Genomic DNA, 20,889 nt, shown 5'->3' with positions numbered 1-20,889 from the left:
AGTTCTATTATACAGATACTTTTCCTGCGATATGTGGCCACGGATTGTAATCGGTCAGTTCGAAGTCTTCATATTTGAAGCCGAAGATGTCCTTTACGTCCGGGTTCAATCTCATTTTCGGGAGCGGGCGAGGCTCACGGGTCAGTTGCAGGTCTACTTGTTCCAAGTGGTTCAGGTAGATGTGCGCGTCGCCTAACGTATGGATGAACTCACCGGCTTCCAGCCCTGTCACTTGCGCCATCATTTGGAGCAGGAGGGCATACGAGGCGATGTTGAACGGTACGCCCAGGAAACAATCGGCACTGCGCTGGTACATTTGCAGGCTCAGCTTTCCGTCCGCCACGTAAAATTGGAAGAACATGTGGCAAGGCGGCAGGTTCATGTTTTTCAGGTCCGCCACGTTCCATGCGTTGACGATAATCCTCCGCGAGTCGGGATTGTGTCTGATGGTCTCTACGGCTTCCGCTATCTGGTCGATAACCCCTCCTTCGTAATCGGGCCATGAGCGCCATTGGTATCCGTAGATGTGTCCTAAGTTTCCGTCCGCGTCCGCCCATTCGTTCCAGATGCGCACGCCGTTTTCTTGCAGGTAATGCACGTTGGTGTCTCCGCTCAACATCCAAAGCAGTTCGTGGATGATGGACTTGAGATGCAGTTTCTTGGTAGTCACCAGCGGGAATCCGTCCGCAAGGTTGAAGCGCATTTGGTGTCCGAATATGCTGATGGTGCCCGTTCCCGTACGGTCATGCTTTTGCACGCCTTCGGTGCGGATGCGTCTGAGTAGGTCTAAGTATTGTTTCATTCTTGTCGTGTTTGCTTGAAATTTGGGCAAAGGTAATCAGATTCGGCCGAATGCGCAAACATTCTTTTTCAAAGATTGCCCAAAAGCTCTCGCAAACGAACATAAGTGAGAGGGCTGACTCACTTAGGTGAAATGCGCGAGTTACTTATGTGAAACGGCCGACTCACTTATGTTCGTCAAAACGCATGCTTGAATCCTCTCCGGTATTGAGGATAATCTCGCGATTTTTATTTAAATTTGCCGTTCATTATTATAATAGATGCTTATGAATCTTCCTGTCGATTTTATAACCCGGACGGGCGGCTTGCTGGGTGAAGGGCAGTTTGCCGCTTTTCGTGAAACGCTTGCCAAGGAACCTCCGGTCAGTATTCGTATGAACCGTTTGAAGACGGATGCCGTGCCTGCCGGCGGGCGTCAGGTGCCGTGGTGCGGGTCGGGTTATTACCTGGCTTCCCGTCCTACATTCACGTTCGACCCTTTGTTTCATGCCGGATGCTATTACGTGCAAGAAGCTTCCTCGATGTTTCTCGAGCAGGTCTTGACGCAATATGTACACGAGCCGGTGGTGATGCTCGACCTTTGCGCCGCTCCGGGAGGAAAGTCTACGCTGGCACGTTCGGTCTTGCCCGAAGGAAGCCTGCTGGTGGCGAATGAAGTGATGCGCAACCGGGTGCAGGTGCTGGCGGAAAATGTGACGAAGTGGGGGCATCCCGGTACGGTGGTCTTGAATAATGATCCGGCGGATTTTGTGCCGTTGGGCGAGTTGTTCGACGTTATCCTGACCGATGTGCCCTGTTCGGGCGAAGGCATGTTCCGGAAAGACCCCGTGGCGGTAGAAGAGTGGAGTGTGGAGAATGTGACGCTATGTTGGCAACGCCAGCGCCGCATTGTGCGTGATATCTGGCATTGCCTGAAGCCTGGTGGGTTGTTGGTGTACAGCACGTGTACGTACAATCGGGAGGAAAACGAGGACAATGTGGCATGGATCGCCGAGGAACTGGGGGCGGAAGTTCTTCCGGTAGAAGTGCAGCCCGGATGGAACATTTCCGGCAATTTGGTTGGAAAAGATTTCCCTGTCTATCGTTTCCTGCCTCACCGCACCGAAGGCGAGGGATTGTTTATGGCGGTCTTGCGCAAGTCGGGAGAAACGGATGCAGCCCCATGCGGCAAGCTTTATAGAGAAAGACGGGGCAAGGGAGGTAAAAGTAAGCCGTCGGTTGTACCTAAAGAGGCCAAGGCATGGGTGAAACAGGCGGATGACTATTCGTTTGTGGCCGGTCAAAACAAAATAACAGCTTTCCCGGTGGCTTATCAGGAAATATATGAACGGCTTCGTGATACAATGCATGTGGTTTATGGAGGTATTCAGGTAGCAGAAGTCAAGGGAAAAGATTTGATACCGTCTCATTCTTTGGCAATGTCTGTTTGTCATGAAGACGTATTTTCTTCTGTAGAAGTAAACTATGAACAGGCAATCGCTTATTTGCGGAAAGAATCGGTAGTTTTGCCTTCGGATATGCCTAAGGGCTATATATTAATAAGGTATAAAGGAATGGTTTTGGGATTAGTCAAGAATATAGGCAATCGGGCAAATAACCTTTATCCGCAGGAGTGGCGTATACGGAGCGGCTATTTGCCTGAACAGGTTGTCTGTGTTTTGTGATTGTTTTTTTACCACAGATTATATATTGTGATACTGATTTATTTGCCAAATATTTTTACAATAGTCCGTTAAAAAATCAACATATCGGCGATGATGTTTTTAGCTGATATGTCAAGGTCGGTAGGGAAATAAATCTTGTGCCCTCTTGATTCAGGATAATGAACACGACTCTGATGTTGTGTTTCATCGCAGAGGACTTCCGAATAATGACTCAGATGAGTGAAATTTATCTTTTGGGGTAGTGCCATATACATTTATTTCGCAGCGCTTCGTTTTGGTATGAAAGTTATGAAATCAATCCCAAGAAGAAAGTGCGTGTCTACATGGATAGGAACAATCCTTCAGACTACTATGTGGACGTGGACAGTGTTGTAGGATAAAAAGCAGGATAAAGAACAGTAACTTGGCAAAAGTTTGCATAACTGGGAAACTCTTGTTATCTTTGAATTTGAAATGATTCTAAATAACGGAAGAGATGAACGAACAGGTGTTGCATAAACTGAAGGTGCTTGCCGAGTCGGCTAAGTATGACGTGTCGTGCGCGTCGAGCGGGACGGTGCGCCGCAATACGAAGGGCGGTGTGGGCAATACCGTGGGCGGTGTGGGTATCTGCCATAGCTTTGCCGAGGACGGGAGGTGCATCTCCCTGCTGAAGATTATGCTGACCAACTATTGCATCTACGATTGTGCCTATTGCATCAACCGGGTGAGCAACGACATCCCGCGTGCCACGCTCTCGGTGACGGAACTGGTGGAATTGACCATGGAGTTTTACCGTCGCAATTATATCGAGGGGTTGTTTCTTAGCTCAGGCGTGGTGCGCAATCCCGATTATACGATGGAGCGGCTGGTGCGGGTGGCGAAAGACCTGCGGGTGAAGCACCGTTTCAACGGCTATATCCACTTGAAGAGTATTCCCTGTGCCAGTCAGGAACTGGTGCACGAGGCGGGGCTGTATGCCGACCGTATGAGCGTGAACCTGGAAATCCCTACCGAGCGGAATCTGAAGCTGCTGGCTCCGGAGAAAGACCATCGTAGCGTGTACTTGCCGATGAAGTACATTCAGCAGGGCGTGCTGGAAAGTGCGGAAGAGCGCAAGCTGCACCGCCATGCCCCGCGTTTCGTGCCGGCAGGGCAGAGCACGCAGATGATTGTGGGTGCCACCGACGAGACCGACAAGGACATCCTCAGCGTATCGTCGGCGCTCTACCGCCAGCCTACGATGAAGCGGGTTTACTATTCGGGTTATGTGGCGGTGAACACGTACGACAAACGCCTGCCCTTGCTGAAACAGCCTCCGCTGGTGCGCGAGAACCGCTTGTATCAGGCAGACTGGCTCTTGCGGTATTACCAGTTCAGGGTAGACGAACTGGTGGACGACGCTTCGCCCCACCTGGATATGGAGATTGACCCCAAGCTGGCGTGGGCGTTGAAGCATCCCGAACTGTTTCCGGTCGATATCCAGAGTGCCGACTACGAGATGTTGCTCCGCGTGCCGGGCATCGGGGTGAAGTCGGCAAAGATGATTGTGATGTCGCGCCGTTTTTCGCGCATCGGCTTCTACGAGTTGAAACAGATGGGGGCGGTGATGAAGAAAGCGCGTTTTTTCATTACGTGCCGTGAGCTTCCTGACAAGACCATCCACGAGTTGGGACCGGCGGGCGTGCGCAGGCTCTTGCTTCCCAAGCCGAAGCGGAAAGAGGACGAGAGGCAATTGACGCTGGATTTCAGGGATTAGGTGACTAGGTACCAGTTGACTAGGTACTAGGTTCTGAATAGTCTTGTTGACGCAAGCAAAACTATCTATAACCTAGTCGCCTGGTACCTAGTCAACTAGTCAACTTATAAATGCTTTTTTATTATGCTGAAAAAACTACTGAATGAACTGAAACGAAAAGACCACCAGCGCTATTTGGGCGGGTTGGATTTCTTCAAGTATATCGGTCCCGGACTGCTGGTGACCGTAGGATTTATCGATCCGGGAAACTGGGCTTCGAACTTTGCCGCGGGTTCTGATTTCGGATATACCCTGTTGTGGGTGGTTACCCTGTCTACGGTGATGCTGATAGTGTTGCAGCACAACGTGGCACACCTCGGCATCGTGACCGGCTTGTGCTTGAGCGAGGCGGCACACCGTTATGCGCCCCGCTGGATTGCCCGCCCCATATTGGGCAGTGCGGTGCTTGCCTCTATCTCTACCTCGCTTGCCGAGATATTGGGCGGAGCGATAGCCCTGCAGATGCTGGTGGGGATGCCCATTGTATGGGGCGCGTTGCTCACTACGGTGCTGGTGGTGGTGTTGCTTTTCACCAACTCATACCGGCGCATCGAGCGTGGCATCATCGGTTTTGTGTCGGTCATCGGGCTTTCTTTCCTCTACGAGTTGTTTCTGGTGGACATCGACTGGCCTCTTGCCGCCCGTTCGTGGGTGGTGCCCAGCATCCCTCAGGGCAGCCTGCTTATCATCATGAGCGTGCTGGGTGCGGTGGTGATGCCCCATAACCTCTTCCTCCACTCGGAGGTGGTGCAGAGCCGTGAGTATAATAAAGGAGACGACCGCTCCATCCGGCGGTTGCTGAAGTACGAGTTCTACGACACGCTCTTCTCGATGGGCGTGGGCTGGGCTATCAACAGTGCGATGATTCTGCTGGCGGCATCCACCTTTTTTGCCCAGGGCGTGCAGGTGGAAGAGTTGCAGCAGGCAAAATCGTTGCTCGACCCTTTGCTGGGCAATCAGGCGGGTACGATTTTCGCTTTGGCATTGCTGATGGCGGGGCTTTCATCAACGGTAACAAGCGGGATGGCGGCAGGCTCTATCTTTGCCGGGATGTTCGGCGAGCCGTATCACATTAAGGATATCCATTCGCGCTTGGGTGTGCTCCTCTCATTAGGTGTGGCGTTGCTGGTCATCTTTTTCATCAATGACCCGTTTCAGGGACTGATTATTTCGCAGATGGTGCTGAGCGTGCAGCTTCCGTTCACCGTCTTCCTGCAGGTGGGGCTTACCTCATCGCGGCGTGTGATGGGCGAGTACGCCAATTCGCGCTGGAGCACCTTCGTGCTCTACACCATCGCCGCGGTGGTTTCGGTGCTTAATCTGATGTTGTTGTTCAGTTGACAGGCGGATTTCACCACAGTGTTTTTTGAAACGCAGATTATTTTAATTTACGATTTGACAATTTACTATCTACTATTTGAGCATTAAATCGTACCTCGTAAATCGAAAAATAGTAAATCAAAATAAGAAGCTGTTTTGAATTTCTCCAAAAAGTTTTTCTTGGCTTGATGTATCCGTTTTCGTGTGTGCTTTGGGCGATTTTTTGGTCCTTTCCGCTCCTGTTCTTCGTCAGATAGCCCGCTATCTTCCTCATCACAGAAGCAAAAATGCCTCAAAAACTCATCCCAAATCATCGCACGATAAATTCAAAACAGCTTCTAATCCGCGTTAATCTGCGTTTCCCAAAATCGTTGGGAGCACTTCGGATGCCTCGGTTCAGTTGCCTACGCTCATTTTCGTGCGGTAATGGTGTCCGAGCATCAGTACTGCCACGATGAAGGCAAGAAAGTCGGACACGGGCATGCTGAGCCATACGCCGTCCAATCCGTAGGCAAGAGGCAGCAGGGCAAGTCCCGGAAGAAGGAACAGCAGCTGGCGCGAGAGGGAGAGGAAGATGGAGATTTTGGCTTTCCCGATAGACTGGAAGAACTGGGTGATGACAATCTGCGCACCCACCACGGCAAAGGCGGCTACTCCGAAGCGTACCGCTACGGTGGCTTGGCGGGTCAGCTCGTCATTGGTGGTGAACATTCCTACGAACACACGCGGAAACAGTTCGCCGATGGCAAAGCCGCAGGTGGTGATGATAACGGCGGCGGTCATTCCCAGCCTTAGTGTCTGCCGCACGCGCTGGTAATGTCCTGCCCCGTAATTGTATCCGGTGATGGGCTGCATCCCCATCGTGATACCCATTACAATCATCACAAAGAGCATCTGGATGCGGTTCAGGATGCCGAATGCGCCGATGGAGAGGTCGCCTCCGTATTTCAGCAGGCTGCTGTTGATGAAGATGGTGATGCAGCAGGCGCACACGTTCATTACGAAGGGCGACATGCCGATGCTGAACACGTTGAGGATGATTTTCTTCTTCAGCCGCAGGCGCCGTTTCTGGAACCGGATGTAGCTGGACCGGCTGCAGAAGTGGTGAAGCACCCATATCATGCCGACGAACTGCGAGAGGATGGTCGCCAGTGCGGCACCCCGCATCCCCCATTCGAGCCAGAAGATGAAGAGCGGCGCGAAGACGACGTTACACCCTACGGTGAGCATCGACGAGAGCATCGCTTTCCGCGGATAGCCCGTGGCGCGCATGATGTTGTTCAGTCCGATCATCACGTACGATACGGGCGTGCCTATCAGGATGACTTGCATAAACTGGCGTGCGTAGCCGATGGTGGCTTCGGTGGCACCGAAGAAGTATAGGATGGGGTCGAGGAAGATGAGCGAGATGCTTCCGAACACGACGGCATTGACCACGCACAGGATGGTGACATTGCCCAGGATGTCTTCGGCTCCCTGCACGTCTTTTTGCCCCAGACGGATGGATGAGAGCGTGGCGCCTCCCACGCCTACCAGTGTGCTGAAGGCTATCAGCAGGTTCATCAGCGGAAAGTTGATGGCAAGGGCGGTGATGGCAAGGGCACCCACGCCGTGGCCGATGAAAATACTGTCGATGATGTTGTACAATGAGGTCAGTGTCATGCCGATGATGGCGGGGATGGAGTATTGCCACAGCAGTTTCCCTATAGGTGCTTCTCCCAGCACGTGCGGATTGTTTGCGTTCATTTTGTGTATTCTTTCGTTAAAATTGCGGTGCAAAGTTAGGAAGATGGACGAATATTTCGGAAATTTGTGCTGTTAAATCAAACTAAATGTAAAACTGGATATGGATAAAACCAAATGTATAGCCGCTCTTTTCGATTTCGACGGGGTGGTGATGGACACCGAGCCGCAATATACCGTCTTCTGGGATGCGGTGGGGAAGAAGTATCATCCGGAGTACGAGGCTTTCGGCAAGATAATCAAGGGGCAGACCTTGAGCCAGATTTTCAGCCGTTATTTTGCCGGGATGGAGAAAGAGCAGGCGGAAATTACGGAGGATTTGAACCGCTATGAGGCAGAGATGAAGTATGAATACGTGCCGGGAGTGACCGGTTTCATGCGTGAGCTGCGTGAGCAGGGAGTGAAGACGGCGATTGTGACCAGCTCGAACGGACAGAAGATGCGGAGCGTGTATGCCGTGCATCCGGAACTGAAGGAACTGGTCGGGCGAATCCTGACGGCGGAGATGTTCACCCGCTCGAAACCAGCCCCCGACTGCTTCCTGCTGGGGGCGCAGGTGCTGGGGACGGTACCGGAGAACTGTGTGGTGTTCGAAGACTCGTTTCATGGGCTGGAAGCGGGAAATGCCGCCGGAATGGCGGTGGTAGGGCTGAGCACGACGAATCCCGCCGAGGCAATCCGTGATAAATGCCGGGTGGTAATCCCCGATTTCACCTCGTTCAGCTACGAAAAGATGAAAAGCTTGCTTAACTCGTTGAAATGATTTACTTTTGCCCGGATTTTTATTTAAGTGAGTGTACGGACTTAAATGATATTTATCAGAAACACAGATTTTCGCAGATTAACGCAGATAAAATAAAATGATAATCCGTGAAAATCTGCGTTTTATAGTAAAACAAAATTGGTTTGCGAAAAAATCTTGATGTATTGTCATCCTGAACGAACGTGAAGGATCTCGTGTACATCCACGTGGGCGCATCCGAGATGCTTCACTTCGTTCAGCATGACAAATGATTTTTCGCAATTTATTTCTGATTGACTATAAAACGGGCAGATTGTATAAACTGATTAGGATTAATTACTTAAGAAAGGAGAAAGATTATGGCTGGATATTTAGTTAGTGACACTCGGAAGGTGACCACCCACCGCTTGATGGAAATGAAAGAAAGAGGTGAGAAAATTTCAATGCTGACTTCGTACGACTATACCACGGCACGCATCGTGGACGAAGCCGGGGTGGATGCGATATTGGTTGGCGACTCGGCATCGAACGTAATGGCAGGCAATGTGACGACGTTGCCCATTACGGTCGACCAGATGATTTACCATGCCCGTTCGGTCGTCCGGGGCGTGAAGCGTGCGCTGGTGGTGGTGGATATGCCGTTCGGTTCGTATCAGGCAGACCCGTTCGACGGGGTGCGCAACGCCATGCGGATGATGAAGGAGACGGGTGCCGATGCGCTGAAGCTGGAAGGCGGAGAAGAAGTGATAGAGGCTATCCGCAAGATAATCGGGGCGGGTGTCCCGGTGATGGGTCATCTGGGCCTGATGCCGCAATCCATCAACAAGTATGGTACGTATGGTGTGCGTGCCAAGGGCGATGCCGAAGCCGATAAGCTGTTGCGCGACGCGAAATTGCTGGAAGAAGCCGGCTGCTTCGGGCTGGTATTGGAAAAGATTCCGGCTGCATTGGCACAGCAGGTGACCGAATCCTTGCATATCCCCGTCATCGGCATAGGTGCCGGAGGAGCTACAGACGGTCAGGTGCTGGTGGTGGCTGATATGTTGGGCATGACCAAAGGCTTCAGCCCGAAGTTCCTGCGCCGGTATGCCGACCTGAATGCGGTGATGACCGATGCCATCGGACAATATGTGACGGATGTGAAGTCGGGCGGTTTCCCGAACGAGTCGGAACAATATTAAACAATGGACAATTGACAATTGCCCTGCGGCGATGTGAAAGAATTGTCAATTATCATTTGTCAATTATAATAAAGGTATATGCTGTGGAATAAAAACTTTACTTTGCTTGCAGCGGCAAATGTGTTTTTTCATGCCGCCGTGTACATGCAGTTTCCTGTCCTGCACCGGTGGATGACGGATGTCTGGGGATATACAGGAGTGGAAGCAGCGTGCATGGCGGTAGTGTTCGGCTTGTCCCTGTTCATTCCGGGAGTGTTCAACAGTTATCTGGTCGATACATTCAGTCGGAAACAGGTATGCATACGGAGCATGATTGTGTTAGGCCTGGCGACGCTGGCTTATCCGTGGACCTCGGCAACATGGCAGATTGTCGCTTTGCGCGTCTTGCAGGGGAGCGCGTTCGGAATCGCTTTGATGGCTACCGGAAGCACATTGGCGATAGATGTGGCTCCCAGCCATCAGCGGGACGGAGCGAACCGGGCTTTTACATGGTCGGGCATTGCGGGCATGTTGGCGGGCGTTGTGATTGGCTTGGCGGGGATGCAGCATGTGGCTTTCACGCAGCTGGTAAGTGCTTCGGCGTGCTTGCTGGCGGTGGCTATGGTGCTAATCGGGTATGTGAAAATCAGTTTCCGCGCCCCTTTGGATTTGCCCCTGTGCTCGTCCGACCGTTTCTTGCTTTTCCGTGCGGTCCCTCCGGGCATCAATATGATGGCGGTTCCGTTGGTGATAGGCATGCTTTTTGTTTCGGTTTCCGATTTTTCCTTTTATCTTTGCACAGGGCTTGGCTTCCTGCTCTATCTGTTGGTGAGGGAGAGCGTAAGGCGGCAGGTCGACGGGCGGATTCAAGTCGGGGCGGGGCAATTGCTGATGATTGCCGGACTGATGGCATTGCATCATCCTGAGGGCGTTTATCCCCTCTATATAGGCGGATGCCTGATAGGCTTAGGCACGGGATTCTCCATCGGCCAGTTCCTCCAGATGATGATTTTGCTCCCCTTGCATTGCGAGCGCGGGACGGGTTATCACACATACCGCTTGTCGTGGGAATTGGCGTGGGCGTGCGGCATCTTCTTGGGCGTGTATCTGCAAAGCCAGGGCAAAGGCTTGTTTGGGGCGGAAATACTGATAGCCGTGGCAGGGCTTTTGCTGTATCAGGCATTCACGTACCGTTATTTCAAGAGACATTATCAGAAACATTAAAACTATAAAGAATATGGCAGACGATAAAAAAATTATCTTTTCGATGGTCGGAGTGAGCAAGTCATTCCAGAACAACAAACAGGTATTGAAAGACATCTACCTATCCTTTTTCTATGGAGCGAAAATCGGCATCATCGGTTTGAACGGAGCCGGTAAGTCTACGTTGCTGAAGATTATCGCCGGACTGGACAAGAATTATCAGGGCGAAGTGGTGTTCTCGCCGGGCTACTCGGTAGGCTATCTGGCGCAAGAACCTTATTTGGACGATACGAAAACGGTGAAGGAAGTCGTGATGGAAGGCGTGCAGGCAACCGTAGACGCGCTTGCCGAATACGAGGAAATCAACCAGAAGTTCGGCTTGCCCGAGCATTACGAGGACCCCGAGAAAATGAATGCCCTCTTTGCCCGTCAGGCGGAACTGCAGGACATCATCGACTCTACCGACGCGTGGAACCTCGACTCCAAGCTGGAGCGCGCGATGGACGCCTTGCGCTGCCCGCCCGAAGACCAGCCGGTGAAGAACCTTTCGGGAGGCGAACGCCGTCGGGTGGCGCTGTGCCGTCTGCTGCTCCAGAAGCCTGACATCCTCTTGCTGGACGAACCTACCAACCACCTGGATGCCGAAAGCATCGACTGGCTGGAACAACACCTCCAGCAATACGAAGGAACGGTGATTGCCGTGACGCACGACCGCTATTTCCTCGACCACGTGGCAGGCTGGATTCTGGAGCTGGACCGTGGCGAAGGTATCCCCTGGAAAGGAAACTATTCCAGCTGGCTGGAGCAGAAGACCAAGCGCATGGAGATGGAAGAGAAAGTGGCAAGCAAGCGCCGCAAGACCCTGGAACGCGAGTTGGAATGGGTGCGCATGGCGCCCAAGGCACGTCAGGCGAAAGGCAAGGCACGTCTCAACTCGTACGACAAGTTATTGAACGAAGACGTGAAGGAAAAAGAAGAAAAGCTCGAAATCTTCATCCCGAACGGTCCCCGTCTGGGAAATAAGGTAATCGAGGCGAAACACGTGGCAAAAGCTTACGGCGACAAGCTGCTCTTCGACGACCTCAACTTCATGCTTCCCCCCAACGGCATTGTGGGCGTCATCGGTCCCAACGGTGCCGGAAAAACCACCCTGTTCCGCCTGATTATGGGCATTGAGAAGCCCGACAAAGGCGACTTCGAAGTGGGCGAAACCGTAAAGGTTGCCTACGTGGACCAGCAGCACAAAGACATCGACCCGAACAAGACCGTATACCAGGTTATCAGCGGAGGCAACGACTTGCTCCGCATGGGCAACCGCGACGTGAACGCCCGTGCCTACCTGAGTCGGTTCAATTTCTCGGGCGCCGACCAGGAAAAGCTCTGCGGCATGCTTTCGGGAGGCGAGCGCAACCGCCTGCACCTCGCCATGGCGCTGAAGGAAGAAGGCAACGTATTGCTCCTGGACGAGCCTACCAACGACATCGACGTCAACACCCTGCGTGCGCTGGAAGAAGGTTTGGAAGACTTTGCCGGATGTGCCGTAGTAATCAGCCACGACCGCTGGTTCCTCGACCGTATCTGCACCCACATCCTGGCGTTTGAAGGAAACAGCGAGGTGTTCTTCTTCGAAGGCTCGTACACCGAATACGAGGAAAACAAGATGAAGCGCATGGGCAATGTAGAGCCGAAGCGCGTGCGTTACCGGAAACTGATGGAAGACTGATTTAAATGAAGAATGAAGAATTAAGAATGAAGAAACAGCATTCTTCATTCAAAAAAGATTCTTCATTCCTCATTCTTAATAATGAATATCCGCATTTTACCTAATTGACTGTAGGGGCGTATCGCATACGCCCTGAAGGCATCCGCGTGGATAAGTGGACGCATTCGGGCGTATGCGATACGCCCCTACATGGGATGTTTGCGGATATTCAAATTCTTAATTCTTCATTTAATAAGATGTTGACTATATACCTCGCCCGCCACGGGCAGACAGAAGAAAACCTGAGCCGGATATTCCAAGGGCATTTGCCTGGACACCTCACCGAAGAAGGGAAGCGGCAGGCCATAGCCTTGGGAAAGGCCTTGGAAAACATTCCGTTGGATGCCATTGTCAGCAGCGACCTGCAACGGGTGGCAGATACGGTCCGCCTTGCGGTAGGCAGTCGGGATTTGCCCTGGGAAAAGAATGCCCTGTTCCGCGAAGTGGACTGGGGGAGCTGGACGGGGATGTCGATAAACAGTGTCGACCGTTCCTGTTTCCCGAAAGACGCCGAAACCCCCGCCATGCTTTACGCACGCGCAGGCAAGTGCATCGACTATCTGAAGCAGCATTGCGAGGGCAAGTCGGTGCTGGTGGTTGCCCACGGGCAGATAAACCGGAACATCATTGCGCAGGCTCGGGGGATTCCCCTCGGCCGCCTGAAGGAAATACCGCTGATGAAGAACGGGACAACAATTCAATTAACAATTAATAATTAATAATTAACGCGAATCAGGAGTTAAACGTAGTTATGTTTCACAGGAGTTATCACTTCGTTCAGGAGTTATACTTCACGCGGTATTTATTTGTGCATTTTGTATATGCCACGTAGTAGAGACGATGTGCACATCGTCTTTACAGAAGCTGTGCAAAAGGCATTGGCATCTAACTCCCTTTTAACCCCTGATTGGCATTATTAATTGTTAATTATTAATTGTTAATTATGTACCAGCGTGCCGATATTTTCACCGGCAACGACCTTCTTCAGGTTGCCCACGGTATCCATGTCGAAGACGATGATGGGCAGGTTGTTTTCCTTGCACATGCAGGTGGCGGTGAGGTCCATCACCTTCAGCCCGCGTGCCAGCACTTCGTCGTACGTGATATCGTCAAACTTCTTGGCGGTCGGGTCTTTTTCGGGGTCGGCGGTATAGATGCCGTCTACGCGCGTGCCTTTCAGCATCACGTCGGCTTCTATTTCGATGCCTCTCAGCGATGAACCCGTGTCGGTGGTAAAGAACGGGTTTCCCGTGCCGGCGGACATGATGGCCACTTCACCGTTCTCCATGGCTTCGATGGCTTTCCATTTGGTGTAAAACTCGCCTATCGGCTCCATGCGGATAGCCGTCAGCACCCGTGCCTTCACCCCGTTTGCCGTCAATGCCGAGCTTAGCCCCAAGCTGTTGATTACCGTGGCGAGCATCCCCATCTGGTCGCCTTTCACGCGGTCGAATCCCTTTCCGGCACCGCTCAGCCCGCGGAAAATGTTCCCTCCGCCGATAACGATGCCTATCTGCACGCCCATGTCGTGTATTTCCTTAATCTGCAAGGCATATTCTCCCAGGCGTTTCTCGTCTATGCCGTATTTCTTTTCTCCCATCAGGCTTTCGCCGCTTAACTTTAACAAGATACGTTTAAATTTTGCCATATTCAGAATCTTTTTTGTTTGCAGGCAAAGGTAACAAGAATTTACGGGAATACACAAAAAACGTCGCGGCATTTTCAGCATGCGGCGACGTCAGAAAGAGAGAGAGAATCTGTTTGTTTATGTCTAGTTAGTCTTTGTTGATGCTTTTGATGACTTCCGAAGCTATTTTGGAGGAACTTTTACGGCTGGCTTTGCTGAGTTTGGCTCCCTTTTCCAAATTCATGCATGTGAAATAGTTGTTCCCTTTGGTCACTTCATGCTGATTGCGGTCGTAAAGTGAATAACTTACAAAGTGGAACAGGGTGCGCAGGGGGGTGTCTTGCCATTTCAAGTAATGTTTATTAAGGAAAAGCACATAGTCGGCATCCGCTTCGTTAAGTATTTTGCTGAATTCTTCTTTGTTTACATTACTTAAGTCAGCATAGGTGTCTTCATTTTCTCCGTTGACTTTAACTTCGGTCACAAGAGTATTCACATCAGGAAGATTTTCTGATGAGACGAACGTATATTTTTTGTCTTTGTTTGCCTGAATGATGTTATTGGTAATAATACGGTTGTAAGTGTCACCGATGCTGTCTTGAGGAATGCCGGTTTCTTCTGTAATCATAGGAGCTGGAAAATAGTTAGAACCCACATTGTCTAGTCCAACTACCAGTACTTTTACTTGCATGTCTTTGGTCTTGTTTTCTTTGTTGCTGTCTTCTGCATTTGCAGTTGTAATGAAAGTCATGGCAGCCAAGCCTAAAATGATGTTTTTAATCAGAGTTGTTTTCATTTCTTTCTTCCTTTTTTATTTGACATTGCAAAAATAGGGTGGTCGTGTTACATCCTTGTTTCTACATTGTGATAATCTTGTTAAATGCTTTATTTGTAGCGCTGCTTTGCGGTGTCTTGCTTAGAAGAAACTGTTTTGAATTTTATCGTAGGCTGATTGGGGATAAGTTTTAAATACGTCCTTATGATATAAAATACGACCCTCCTGCAGATGTTTTCGTGCAGAAGGGTCGCTTTACTTGTTGTCGTGTATTTGTCCGTTATTCTACGGCTGGCATGTCTAATCCACTGTTATAATCGGTTTCTCTTGACGGAAGAACCCATTTCCAGAATGAAGAGTTGGGGTCTGCTCCATAAGTACCGGCGATAGATGCATGGAAATTACCTCCTTCGGTAATGCCTTTGCGCTGAACCGGGCGTCCCCAACGCTTGCAGTCGAACCAGCTGTGACCTTCACCCCAAAGTTCGAGACGGCGGTACAGAATAATTTCGTTCCACAAATCTTCTCCTGTTTTCGTACAAGTATATTCAGGGTCACGTCCACTGGTTTGATTCAATTCAATCAAATCGTTTTGTGCACTTGTAATATCCCCTGTCTGATAAGCTGCTTCTGCCTCAATCAATAACATTTCAGAAGAACGGATAAATGGAATGCATCCAATACCCGGCATACCAAGTGCGGCAAATTTCAAAGCACCGTATGGTTCAATGGTTTGTGCCGGAGTGTAAGTGCAAACGCTGGCTGCATAGTTATTCGCTTTTTCTGCAGCAGCCACTCCTGCTTCCGTTTCTACATTGAAACTGCCATAAGTCGTTTCTATGACATCTTCTACTTTTTGCCCTTCCGACAGGAAAGTGCCTGAATGCAAGAACAATCCTTTACGTATATCCGAATCAGGAATGGCATCAATCAACTCACGGCTTGCCGCAATATTATAGCCAACTGATGCATAATATCCATTGTATGCCATTGTTGTTTGGAAACTCCAATAGTATAATGTCTCGGCTGCATCGTTGTAAGAACCCCAAATCCATTCGGACGTCGGATTGCAGAAGCCGGTTCGGTAATCGGCATTCGACATTAATGCATAACCATTCCGGGCCAATTGGGCCATTTCACTTGCCTTGCTATAATCCTCCCGATTCAGGGCAGCACGAGCGTATACGCCATAAGCCACATTCAGATTCGGAAAACATACGGCACTGCTGCTGTATACAGTGCTACGGTCTAAACCGGATGCCTGAAACAGTGAGATGGCTTCGTCAAGATCCTTGTAAATCTGTTCATAGGTCTGAGCTAAGGTAGACAACGGCATGTCACCTGTAGATTCATCCAAACGTAAAACTATACCGTCTGTAGCACCGTTGTTGCTATTCGCCCAACTGTTGCAATAGAACTGTACTACTTGTGAAAAGGCAAATGCGCGGAATGTCAATGCTGAAGCTTTCAGAAACTGAAGCTCTGCCTCATCTCCTTCGGCGATATCTACATTGGCAAGAATCGTATTAGCGTTTCCTACTATGGTATAGTAATAATACCAAGGGTACGAATCATAAATGGATGTATTGCTGTCATTCATCGTTCCATTCATCATCGGAGCCCATCCCGGAGCAAATACAGGGAAATAGAAATCCTCACCCATATATTCGGCGTACATCATCATGATGGTACCTTCGCCATTAAAACCCTGGCCATAATATGCATGCTGCATGGTCATCAGTTTGCAGATACCGTTGATGGCTTGCTTCATATTGTCTGCATTACCGTTCACTTCCCCAGCAGAAGCTGAACCAGTAGGCACCGTGTCCAGCCAGCTGTCACTACAGGAACTGAACGCCAAGGCAGCACCCAGCAATCCCATTGTCATGTATTTTGTGATAGAATGTCTCATATATTTATATGCTCTATTAATTTATGTATTGATTTAGAATTTCAAGTTTACGCCTAAAGTATAAACGCGGGCAGTGACGAATGTGTTGTCCATCGTACCGTTGAAACTGTACTGCGGGTTCATACCTTTCAGCGAGGTAATGGTAAATGCGTTTTCAATACTACCATATACGCTTATACCGCCAAGTCCGAGTTTGGTTACCCATCTCTTAGGCAAATTATAGTTCAAGTTGATATTCTTCAAGATGAAATAAGAAGAATTTTGCAGCCAACGGTCACATGAACCTTGCGAATAAGCATCTTGTGATGACAAGTCAAAACGGGGAATTCCGTTCGGATCTACACGATTGGGCGAATCCTCTGTCATTCCAGCAGGTACACTCTGCCAGGCATTCAACACATCTGTATGCAGTGCATTCGGACTGGCTACGCTCGAACTCATCAAAGAAGCATAGGTGGTATCGTATGTCTTTCCACCCAATGAGTAAGTCCCTAAGATAGAAAGAGTTAAATCCTTATAACTTACCGAAGTCGAGATGCTTCCATAAACAGTAGGCAATGCAGTGCCGCTCCAGTCCTTTCTAGCATACGTGGTGTTATACGTATAGTCTGTACCGTTGATATTCACATGATAACCAGCTGCTTTTGCCGATTCAACTTTTGTCGGGTCAATTTCATAAAGAGCACGACCGTTCATCTGGTCTACACCGGCATACTGGTACATATAGAACTCGTAAATACTATGTCCTTCCGAGAACATCTGTACACCGTTTAGGATATCTTCTCCGTCAGGCAATTCGATAATCTCGTTTTTCAGCCATGTCAGGTTCATGCCGATATTCCAGTTCCAGTCTTTGGTACGGATAACATCCACATCAGTAGCGATTTCGATACCTCTATTAGATACAGAACCGATGTTTTTTGCCATACTTGACATAGCTGTTGCGTCAGCACTACCGATTCCCCACAAGTCTGTAGCACCAGCCGACAACGGATTATACACATTGAACAGCAGGTCGCGCGAACGTTTATCGAAATAATCGAATGAAATGTTCCACCGGTCGAACAGGCGTGCTTCTACAGCGATGTCAAACGAAGTGGTAGTTTCCCATTTCAAGTCCTCGTTCATCAGCTGGTTCTTATAATAAGCACCCAATCCGGCATTGGTGTCCGAATTATACAAAGCCATGTAGGCATAATAATCCACGCCGGCATCATTACCTACTTCGCCGTACGAAGCGCGCAATTTCAAATCATCTACCCAAGTCACATCTTCCATGAACTTTTCTTTCGAAATCATCCAGCTTCCGCCTACCGACCAAAAGTTCCCCCAACGATGGTCTGGATGGAAGCGGGAAGAGCCGTCCCGACGGAAAGAAGCATCGAAATAATACTTGTCATCGTAGTTGTAACGGGCACGTGCCAAATAACTTTCTGTGTTATACTCAATCGTAGAACCTTCACTGTAAGTAGTTTCTGAGAAGTTTGACAACTCAGTGTTGTCACCTGTCATTTTCATATTAGCCTTTGCAGTATAGTCCAGTGACTCATAATAACTACGTGCTTCATGAGCCAACAGCACATCTACCGTATGCTTGTTGAAGTGGTGAGCCCAAAATAATTCTTGTGAAAGTGTGTAATCTTTCACACGTTGATAATATTGGGTCAGACGGCCGTTGTTGCCTGCACCGTCACCACAGACAGGGTTATTGTAATTTTTCTGTTTCATATTCGAATTGAACAGATTTCCCTTTGCCGTAAACTGGAAATCATTCAAGAACGAAATCGTGGCATAAATCTGTCCTTGCATCGTGTTGGTGTACATACGGTTGATGTCGTTTTCCAATTCATATACTACATGGCGGTTTGACAGATATTGTTGCCCTAGGTTGTAGGTAGGATTTCCATTCTCGTCCATCACCACATTGCCTTCTGCATCATGTGCATAATACGGATAAACCGGAGCCATCATACGTGCGGAATAGAATGGGTTGATATAATAGGTGCCATTGGCTTCATTGGCATAATTGCCTTCCGAAGAACTTGCTGATAAATTAATACCGCTCTTAAACCATTTGTTCGGAGTAAAGTTGGCTTTCAAGCGACCGGAGAAACGTTCAAAATCAGAACTGATAACATATCCTTTTTCGTTCAAATAAGAACCAGATGCAAACAAATCATATTTTTCACCCGCAGCTGCACCGCTCAAATTATATTCTTGGCGGTAGCCTGTACGCTCCAAAGCATCATTCCAATCCAAGTCATTATATCCTGGCAAAACATTTCCTAAGAACTTTCCATCTTCTGTGAAAAGTTCAGTGTTTCCCTTATCGAAAATATTCGATTTGATAACATTGCTCATCAAAGTCTGGTTAACGGCTGCGGCGGCTGAAGCAGCATCCATACCTTCGTCTATCATATAATAGCGTTGGTATCCTTTCCACATTGTTTCCATCCAGTCGTTGATGCCCAGACGGTCGTATTCGGGAATACCACGGGTATACATACCTTGGCGTATATCCAGATTCAGGCTCGGTTTGCTTCCTTTTCCATTACGTGTCGTAATCAAAATAACACCATTAGCGGCTTTATTACCATAAAGAGCAGCCGAAGAAGCATCCTTCAAGACAGACATTGATTCAATATCATTGGTATTGATTTCGTTCAGGCTGCCTTCATAGGGTACACCATCTACTACAATCAAGGGTTCGTTTGTTCCATTAATAGAACCAAAACCGCGGATACGGATGCTATTACTACCATTACCCGGTTCACCGTATGTACTGTTTACCTGCACACCGGTAGTAGTACCTTCCAATGCGCTGGTCACATTTGTTACCGGTCGTTTTTCAATCTGACCTGCACTTACAGATGATACCGCACCCGTAATGGAGGCACGTTTCTGGGTACCGTAAGCAACGACAACAACTTCATCCAACACCTCTTCATCCGACTTCAGTACAACTTTCATAACCGGTCGGATGTCGAGCTCTTGCGTCTGCAAGCCGATGAAAGAAACCACCAAAGTTCCCGCCGAACTTGATGATGCCTATAAATGACTGTTTATAAACGAATTACAGAATTTATAATTATGCTTTGTTCTTTCTCATGATTGGTTCATATAGAGTATAACAGGGTTTCGTCTGAAATTTTTCTACCCGAGATATATCTGAAAATGATGAGATAATAGAATTTTTGATTACCTTTGTGTGAAACTCAAACACCTTTAGTTATGGATGATAAGTATAAGATACCTTATATAAATGCATGCATACGTGCTTTTGCCAAGCGTTTCAGCCTTTCGGTCAAGAATGCTTTTTTATACCTATATCGGTTTAAAGGCGTGGATTTTCTGAATGACTTTTACGGCGTAGAGCATTTGCAATCCATTGATGATGCCGTGGATGACTTGATTGTCATCTGCAAAAAAAACGGAGGACAACTGATATGATACTTTATCATGGGACTAATGTTGATTTTCAGCAGATAGACATTCGAAAATCCAATCCGTACAAGGACTTTGGTCAAGGCTTTTATCTGACTGATATTCTTGTGCAGGCTGAAAATATGGCAGCCAAGAAAGCACGGATTCTTGGCGGAAGTCCGATTGTACAGAAATATCAATTTGATGAAACGTATCTCTCGGCTCCGTTTCTGAACGTCCTGCTTTTTGAAAAGCCAAGCAAAGAGTGGGCAGAATTCATTTACCGGAATAGAACAAGGAGTATCCCTGCCTTTTCACATCATTACGATATTGTGATGGGTCCGATAGCTGATGACGGGGTAGCTTACCTTTTAAGCCGTTACGAAGAAGGTTTCTGTACTCTGGAGGAATTGGCAAAGGAATTGGAATACAAACAATTGAACAGACAATTCTTTTTCGGGACTTTACGAAGCATTAACTTATTGGAAAGAATATGATGACACCAATCCAACAGGACTATCTGATTTCACACATAGTCGATAAGATAACAGATTTTTTGATTGCGGATTTTCAATTAGACATACCTTCCGCACTGAACATAGTCTATACATCTGATACGTTCAGAGTACTTTCTGACAAAGAAACTGGCTTATACAGCCAAAGCCCTTCCTATATATATGAATGGCTTAAAAGAGAATTTCTGACGGGGAAATTGGACGGTGCTGCCGATGGGCATTAACAATGCGTCATCTAATTAATGTAAAAAACGAGATTGCACCAAAAAATAGGAATCTACTTTCACTTTGATAGATGTAAATAAATTATCTCCACTTACAGTAAAAAAGAAGACTATATTCATCAAAACGCATTCTCGAATGTAAGCAGTCACGTTGAATCGTATATTTCGTGATATATAATGTACATATGGATTTATACATCTTGCACCGTTTCTGTAGAGGCATGACATCCACGATATGCAT

17 protein-coding genes and 1 pseudogene are annotated in these 20,889 nt (G+C 48.6%); 11 read left to right on the top strand and 7 right to left on the bottom strand.

Annotated elements, in window-relative coordinates:
• Positions 1–7: 7 nt before the first annotated feature.
• Positions 8–802, bottom strand: a complete 795-nt coding sequence (locus tag B5G04_RS02690) for a thymidylate synthase (RefSeq protein ID WP_013617267.1) — start codon at positions 800–802, stop codon at positions 8–10.
• A 265-nt stretch (positions 803–1,067) separates the two neighbouring features.
• Here B5G04_RS02690 and B5G04_RS02685 point away from each other — a divergent pair, with 265 nt between their 5' ends.
• The 3 genes from B5G04_RS02685 (at position 1,068) to B5G04_RS02675 (ending at position 5,583) form a co-directional block, all read left to right on the top strand.
• Entirely contained in the window at positions 1,068–2,465 is a 1,398-nt protein-coding gene (locus B5G04_RS02685) for an rRNA cytosine-C5-methyltransferase (RefSeq protein WP_087249408.1), read from the top strand.
• A 475-nt stretch (positions 2,466–2,940) separates the two neighbouring features.
• Positions 2,941–4,203 (top strand): putative DNA modification/repair radical SAM protein, encoded by a 1,263-nt coding sequence (locus B5G04_RS02680; protein WP_087249366.1) that lies wholly within the window; start codon positions 2,941–2,943, stop codon positions 4,201–4,203.
• Positions 4,204–4,329: 126 nt separating this feature from the next.
• Positions 4,330–5,583: an Nramp family divalent metal transporter gene (locus B5G04_RS02675; protein ID WP_087249410.1), complete on the top strand. Its 1,254-nt coding sequence runs from the start codon at positions 4,330–4,332 to the stop codon at positions 5,581–5,583.
• Positions 5,584–5,666: 83 nt separating this feature from the next.
• Here B5G04_RS02675 and B5G04_RS02670 read toward each other — a convergent pair whose 3' ends face one another.
• Both B5G04_RS02670 and B5G04_RS02665 read right to left on the bottom strand, forming a co-directional pair.
• The gene (locus B5G04_RS02670) at positions 5,667–5,876 is read right to left on the bottom strand and encodes a hypothetical protein (RefSeq protein WP_158098051.1); all 210 of its coding nucleotides are present in this window, start codon (positions 5,874–5,876) and stop codon (positions 5,667–5,669) included.
• An 82-nt stretch (positions 5,877–5,958) separates the two neighbouring features.
• Positions 5,959–7,308 (bottom strand): MATE family efflux transporter, encoded by a 1,350-nt coding sequence (locus B5G04_RS02665; RefSeq protein ID WP_013617412.1) that lies wholly within the window; start codon positions 7,306–7,308, stop codon positions 5,959–5,961.
• Positions 7,309–7,408: 100 nt separating this feature from the next.
• Between B5G04_RS02665 and B5G04_RS02660 the strand changes: the two genes are divergently transcribed.
• From B5G04_RS02660 to B5G04_RS02640, 5 genes are all read left to right on the top strand, one after another.
• Positions 7,409–8,068 (top strand): HAD family phosphatase, encoded by a 660-nt coding sequence (locus B5G04_RS02660; protein WP_022039833.1) that lies wholly within the window; start codon positions 7,409–7,411, stop codon positions 8,066–8,068.
• A 338-nt stretch (positions 8,069–8,406) separates the two neighbouring features.
• Positions 8,407–9,228 carry a 3-methyl-2-oxobutanoate hydroxymethyltransferase gene (gene panB / locus B5G04_RS02655; protein WP_013617409.1) on the top strand — a complete coding sequence of 274 codons (822 nt, stop codon included), beginning with the start codon at positions 8,407–8,409 and terminating at the stop codon, positions 9,226–9,228.
• 78 nt (positions 9,229–9,306) lie between these two features.
• On the top strand, positions 9,307–10,431 hold the full coding sequence (locus tag B5G04_RS02650) for an MFS transporter (RefSeq protein WP_087208731.1): 1,125 nt from the start codon (positions 9,307–9,309) through the stop codon (positions 10,429–10,431).
• 13 nt (positions 10,432–10,444) lie between these two features.
• Complete coding sequence (ettA, locus tag B5G04_RS02645; protein ID WP_087395646.1) at positions 10,445–12,133, top strand: energy-dependent translational throttle protein EttA; 1,689 nt, start codon at positions 10,445–10,447, stop codon at positions 12,131–12,133.
• A 236-nt stretch (positions 12,134–12,369) separates the two neighbouring features.
• Positions 12,370–12,891: a histidine phosphatase family protein gene (locus B5G04_RS02640; RefSeq protein WP_013617406.1), complete on the top strand. Its 522-nt coding sequence runs from the start codon at positions 12,370–12,372 to the stop codon at positions 12,889–12,891.
• A gap of 218 nt (positions 12,892–13,109) precedes the next feature.
• Here B5G04_RS02640 and pyrH read toward each other — a convergent pair whose 3' ends face one another.
• From pyrH to B5G04_RS02620, 4 genes and pseudogenes are all read right to left on the bottom strand, one after another.
• Positions 13,110–13,820 carry a UMP kinase gene (gene pyrH / locus B5G04_RS02635; RefSeq protein WP_013617405.1) on the bottom strand — a complete coding sequence of 237 codons (711 nt, stop codon included), beginning with the start codon at positions 13,818–13,820 and terminating at the stop codon, positions 13,110–13,112.
• 127 nt (positions 13,821–13,947) lie between these two features.
• Complete coding sequence (locus tag B5G04_RS02630) at positions 13,948–14,595, bottom strand: hypothetical protein (RefSeq protein WP_087208737.1); 648 nt, start codon at positions 14,593–14,595, stop codon at positions 13,948–13,950.
• 259 nt (positions 14,596–14,854) lie between these two features.
• Positions 14,855–16,486: a RagB/SusD family nutrient uptake outer membrane protein gene (locus B5G04_RS02625; protein WP_087395643.1), complete on the bottom strand. Its 1,632-nt coding sequence runs from the start codon at positions 16,484–16,486 to the stop codon at positions 14,855–14,857.
• A gap of 33 nt (positions 16,487–16,519) precedes the next feature.
• A pseudogene (locus B5G04_RS02620) lies at positions 16,520–19,513 on the bottom strand (SusC/RagA family TonB-linked outer membrane protein); the annotation flags it as partial.
• Positions 19,514–19,717: 204 nt separating this feature from the next.
• Here B5G04_RS02620 and B5G04_RS02615 point away from each other — a divergent pair.
• Genes B5G04_RS02615 through B5G04_RS02605 form a run of 3 tightly spaced genes read left to right on the top strand, consistent with a single transcriptional unit; the run spans position 19,718 to position 20,648 of the window.
• Entirely contained in the window at positions 19,718–19,936 is a 219-nt protein-coding gene (locus tag B5G04_RS02615) for a DUF3791 domain-containing protein (protein ID WP_022039204.1), read from the top strand.
• On the top strand, positions 19,933–20,406 hold the full coding sequence (locus B5G04_RS02610; protein WP_087395640.1) for a DUF3990 domain-containing protein: 474 nt from the start codon (positions 19,933–19,935) through the stop codon (positions 20,404–20,406). The genes B5G04_RS02615 and B5G04_RS02610 overlap by 4 nt, the downstream gene beginning before the upstream one ends.
• Positions 20,403–20,648: a hypothetical protein gene (locus tag B5G04_RS02605; RefSeq protein WP_239414013.1), complete on the top strand. Its 246-nt coding sequence runs from the start codon at positions 20,403–20,405 to the stop codon at positions 20,646–20,648. Before B5G04_RS02610 ends, B5G04_RS02605 begins: the two co-directional genes overlap by 4 nt.
• The last annotated feature ends 241 nt before the right edge of the window (positions 20,649–20,889 follow it).

It is taken from the genome of Bacteroides sp. An51A (assembly GCF_002161565.1).
Classification (GTDB): Bacteria; Bacteroidota; Bacteroidia; order Bacteroidales; family Bacteroidaceae; genus Phocaeicola; species Phocaeicola intestinalis.
The sequence above is the reverse complement of the archived record's forward strand: the minus strand, read 5'-3'. Positions and strand labels throughout refer to the sequence as shown.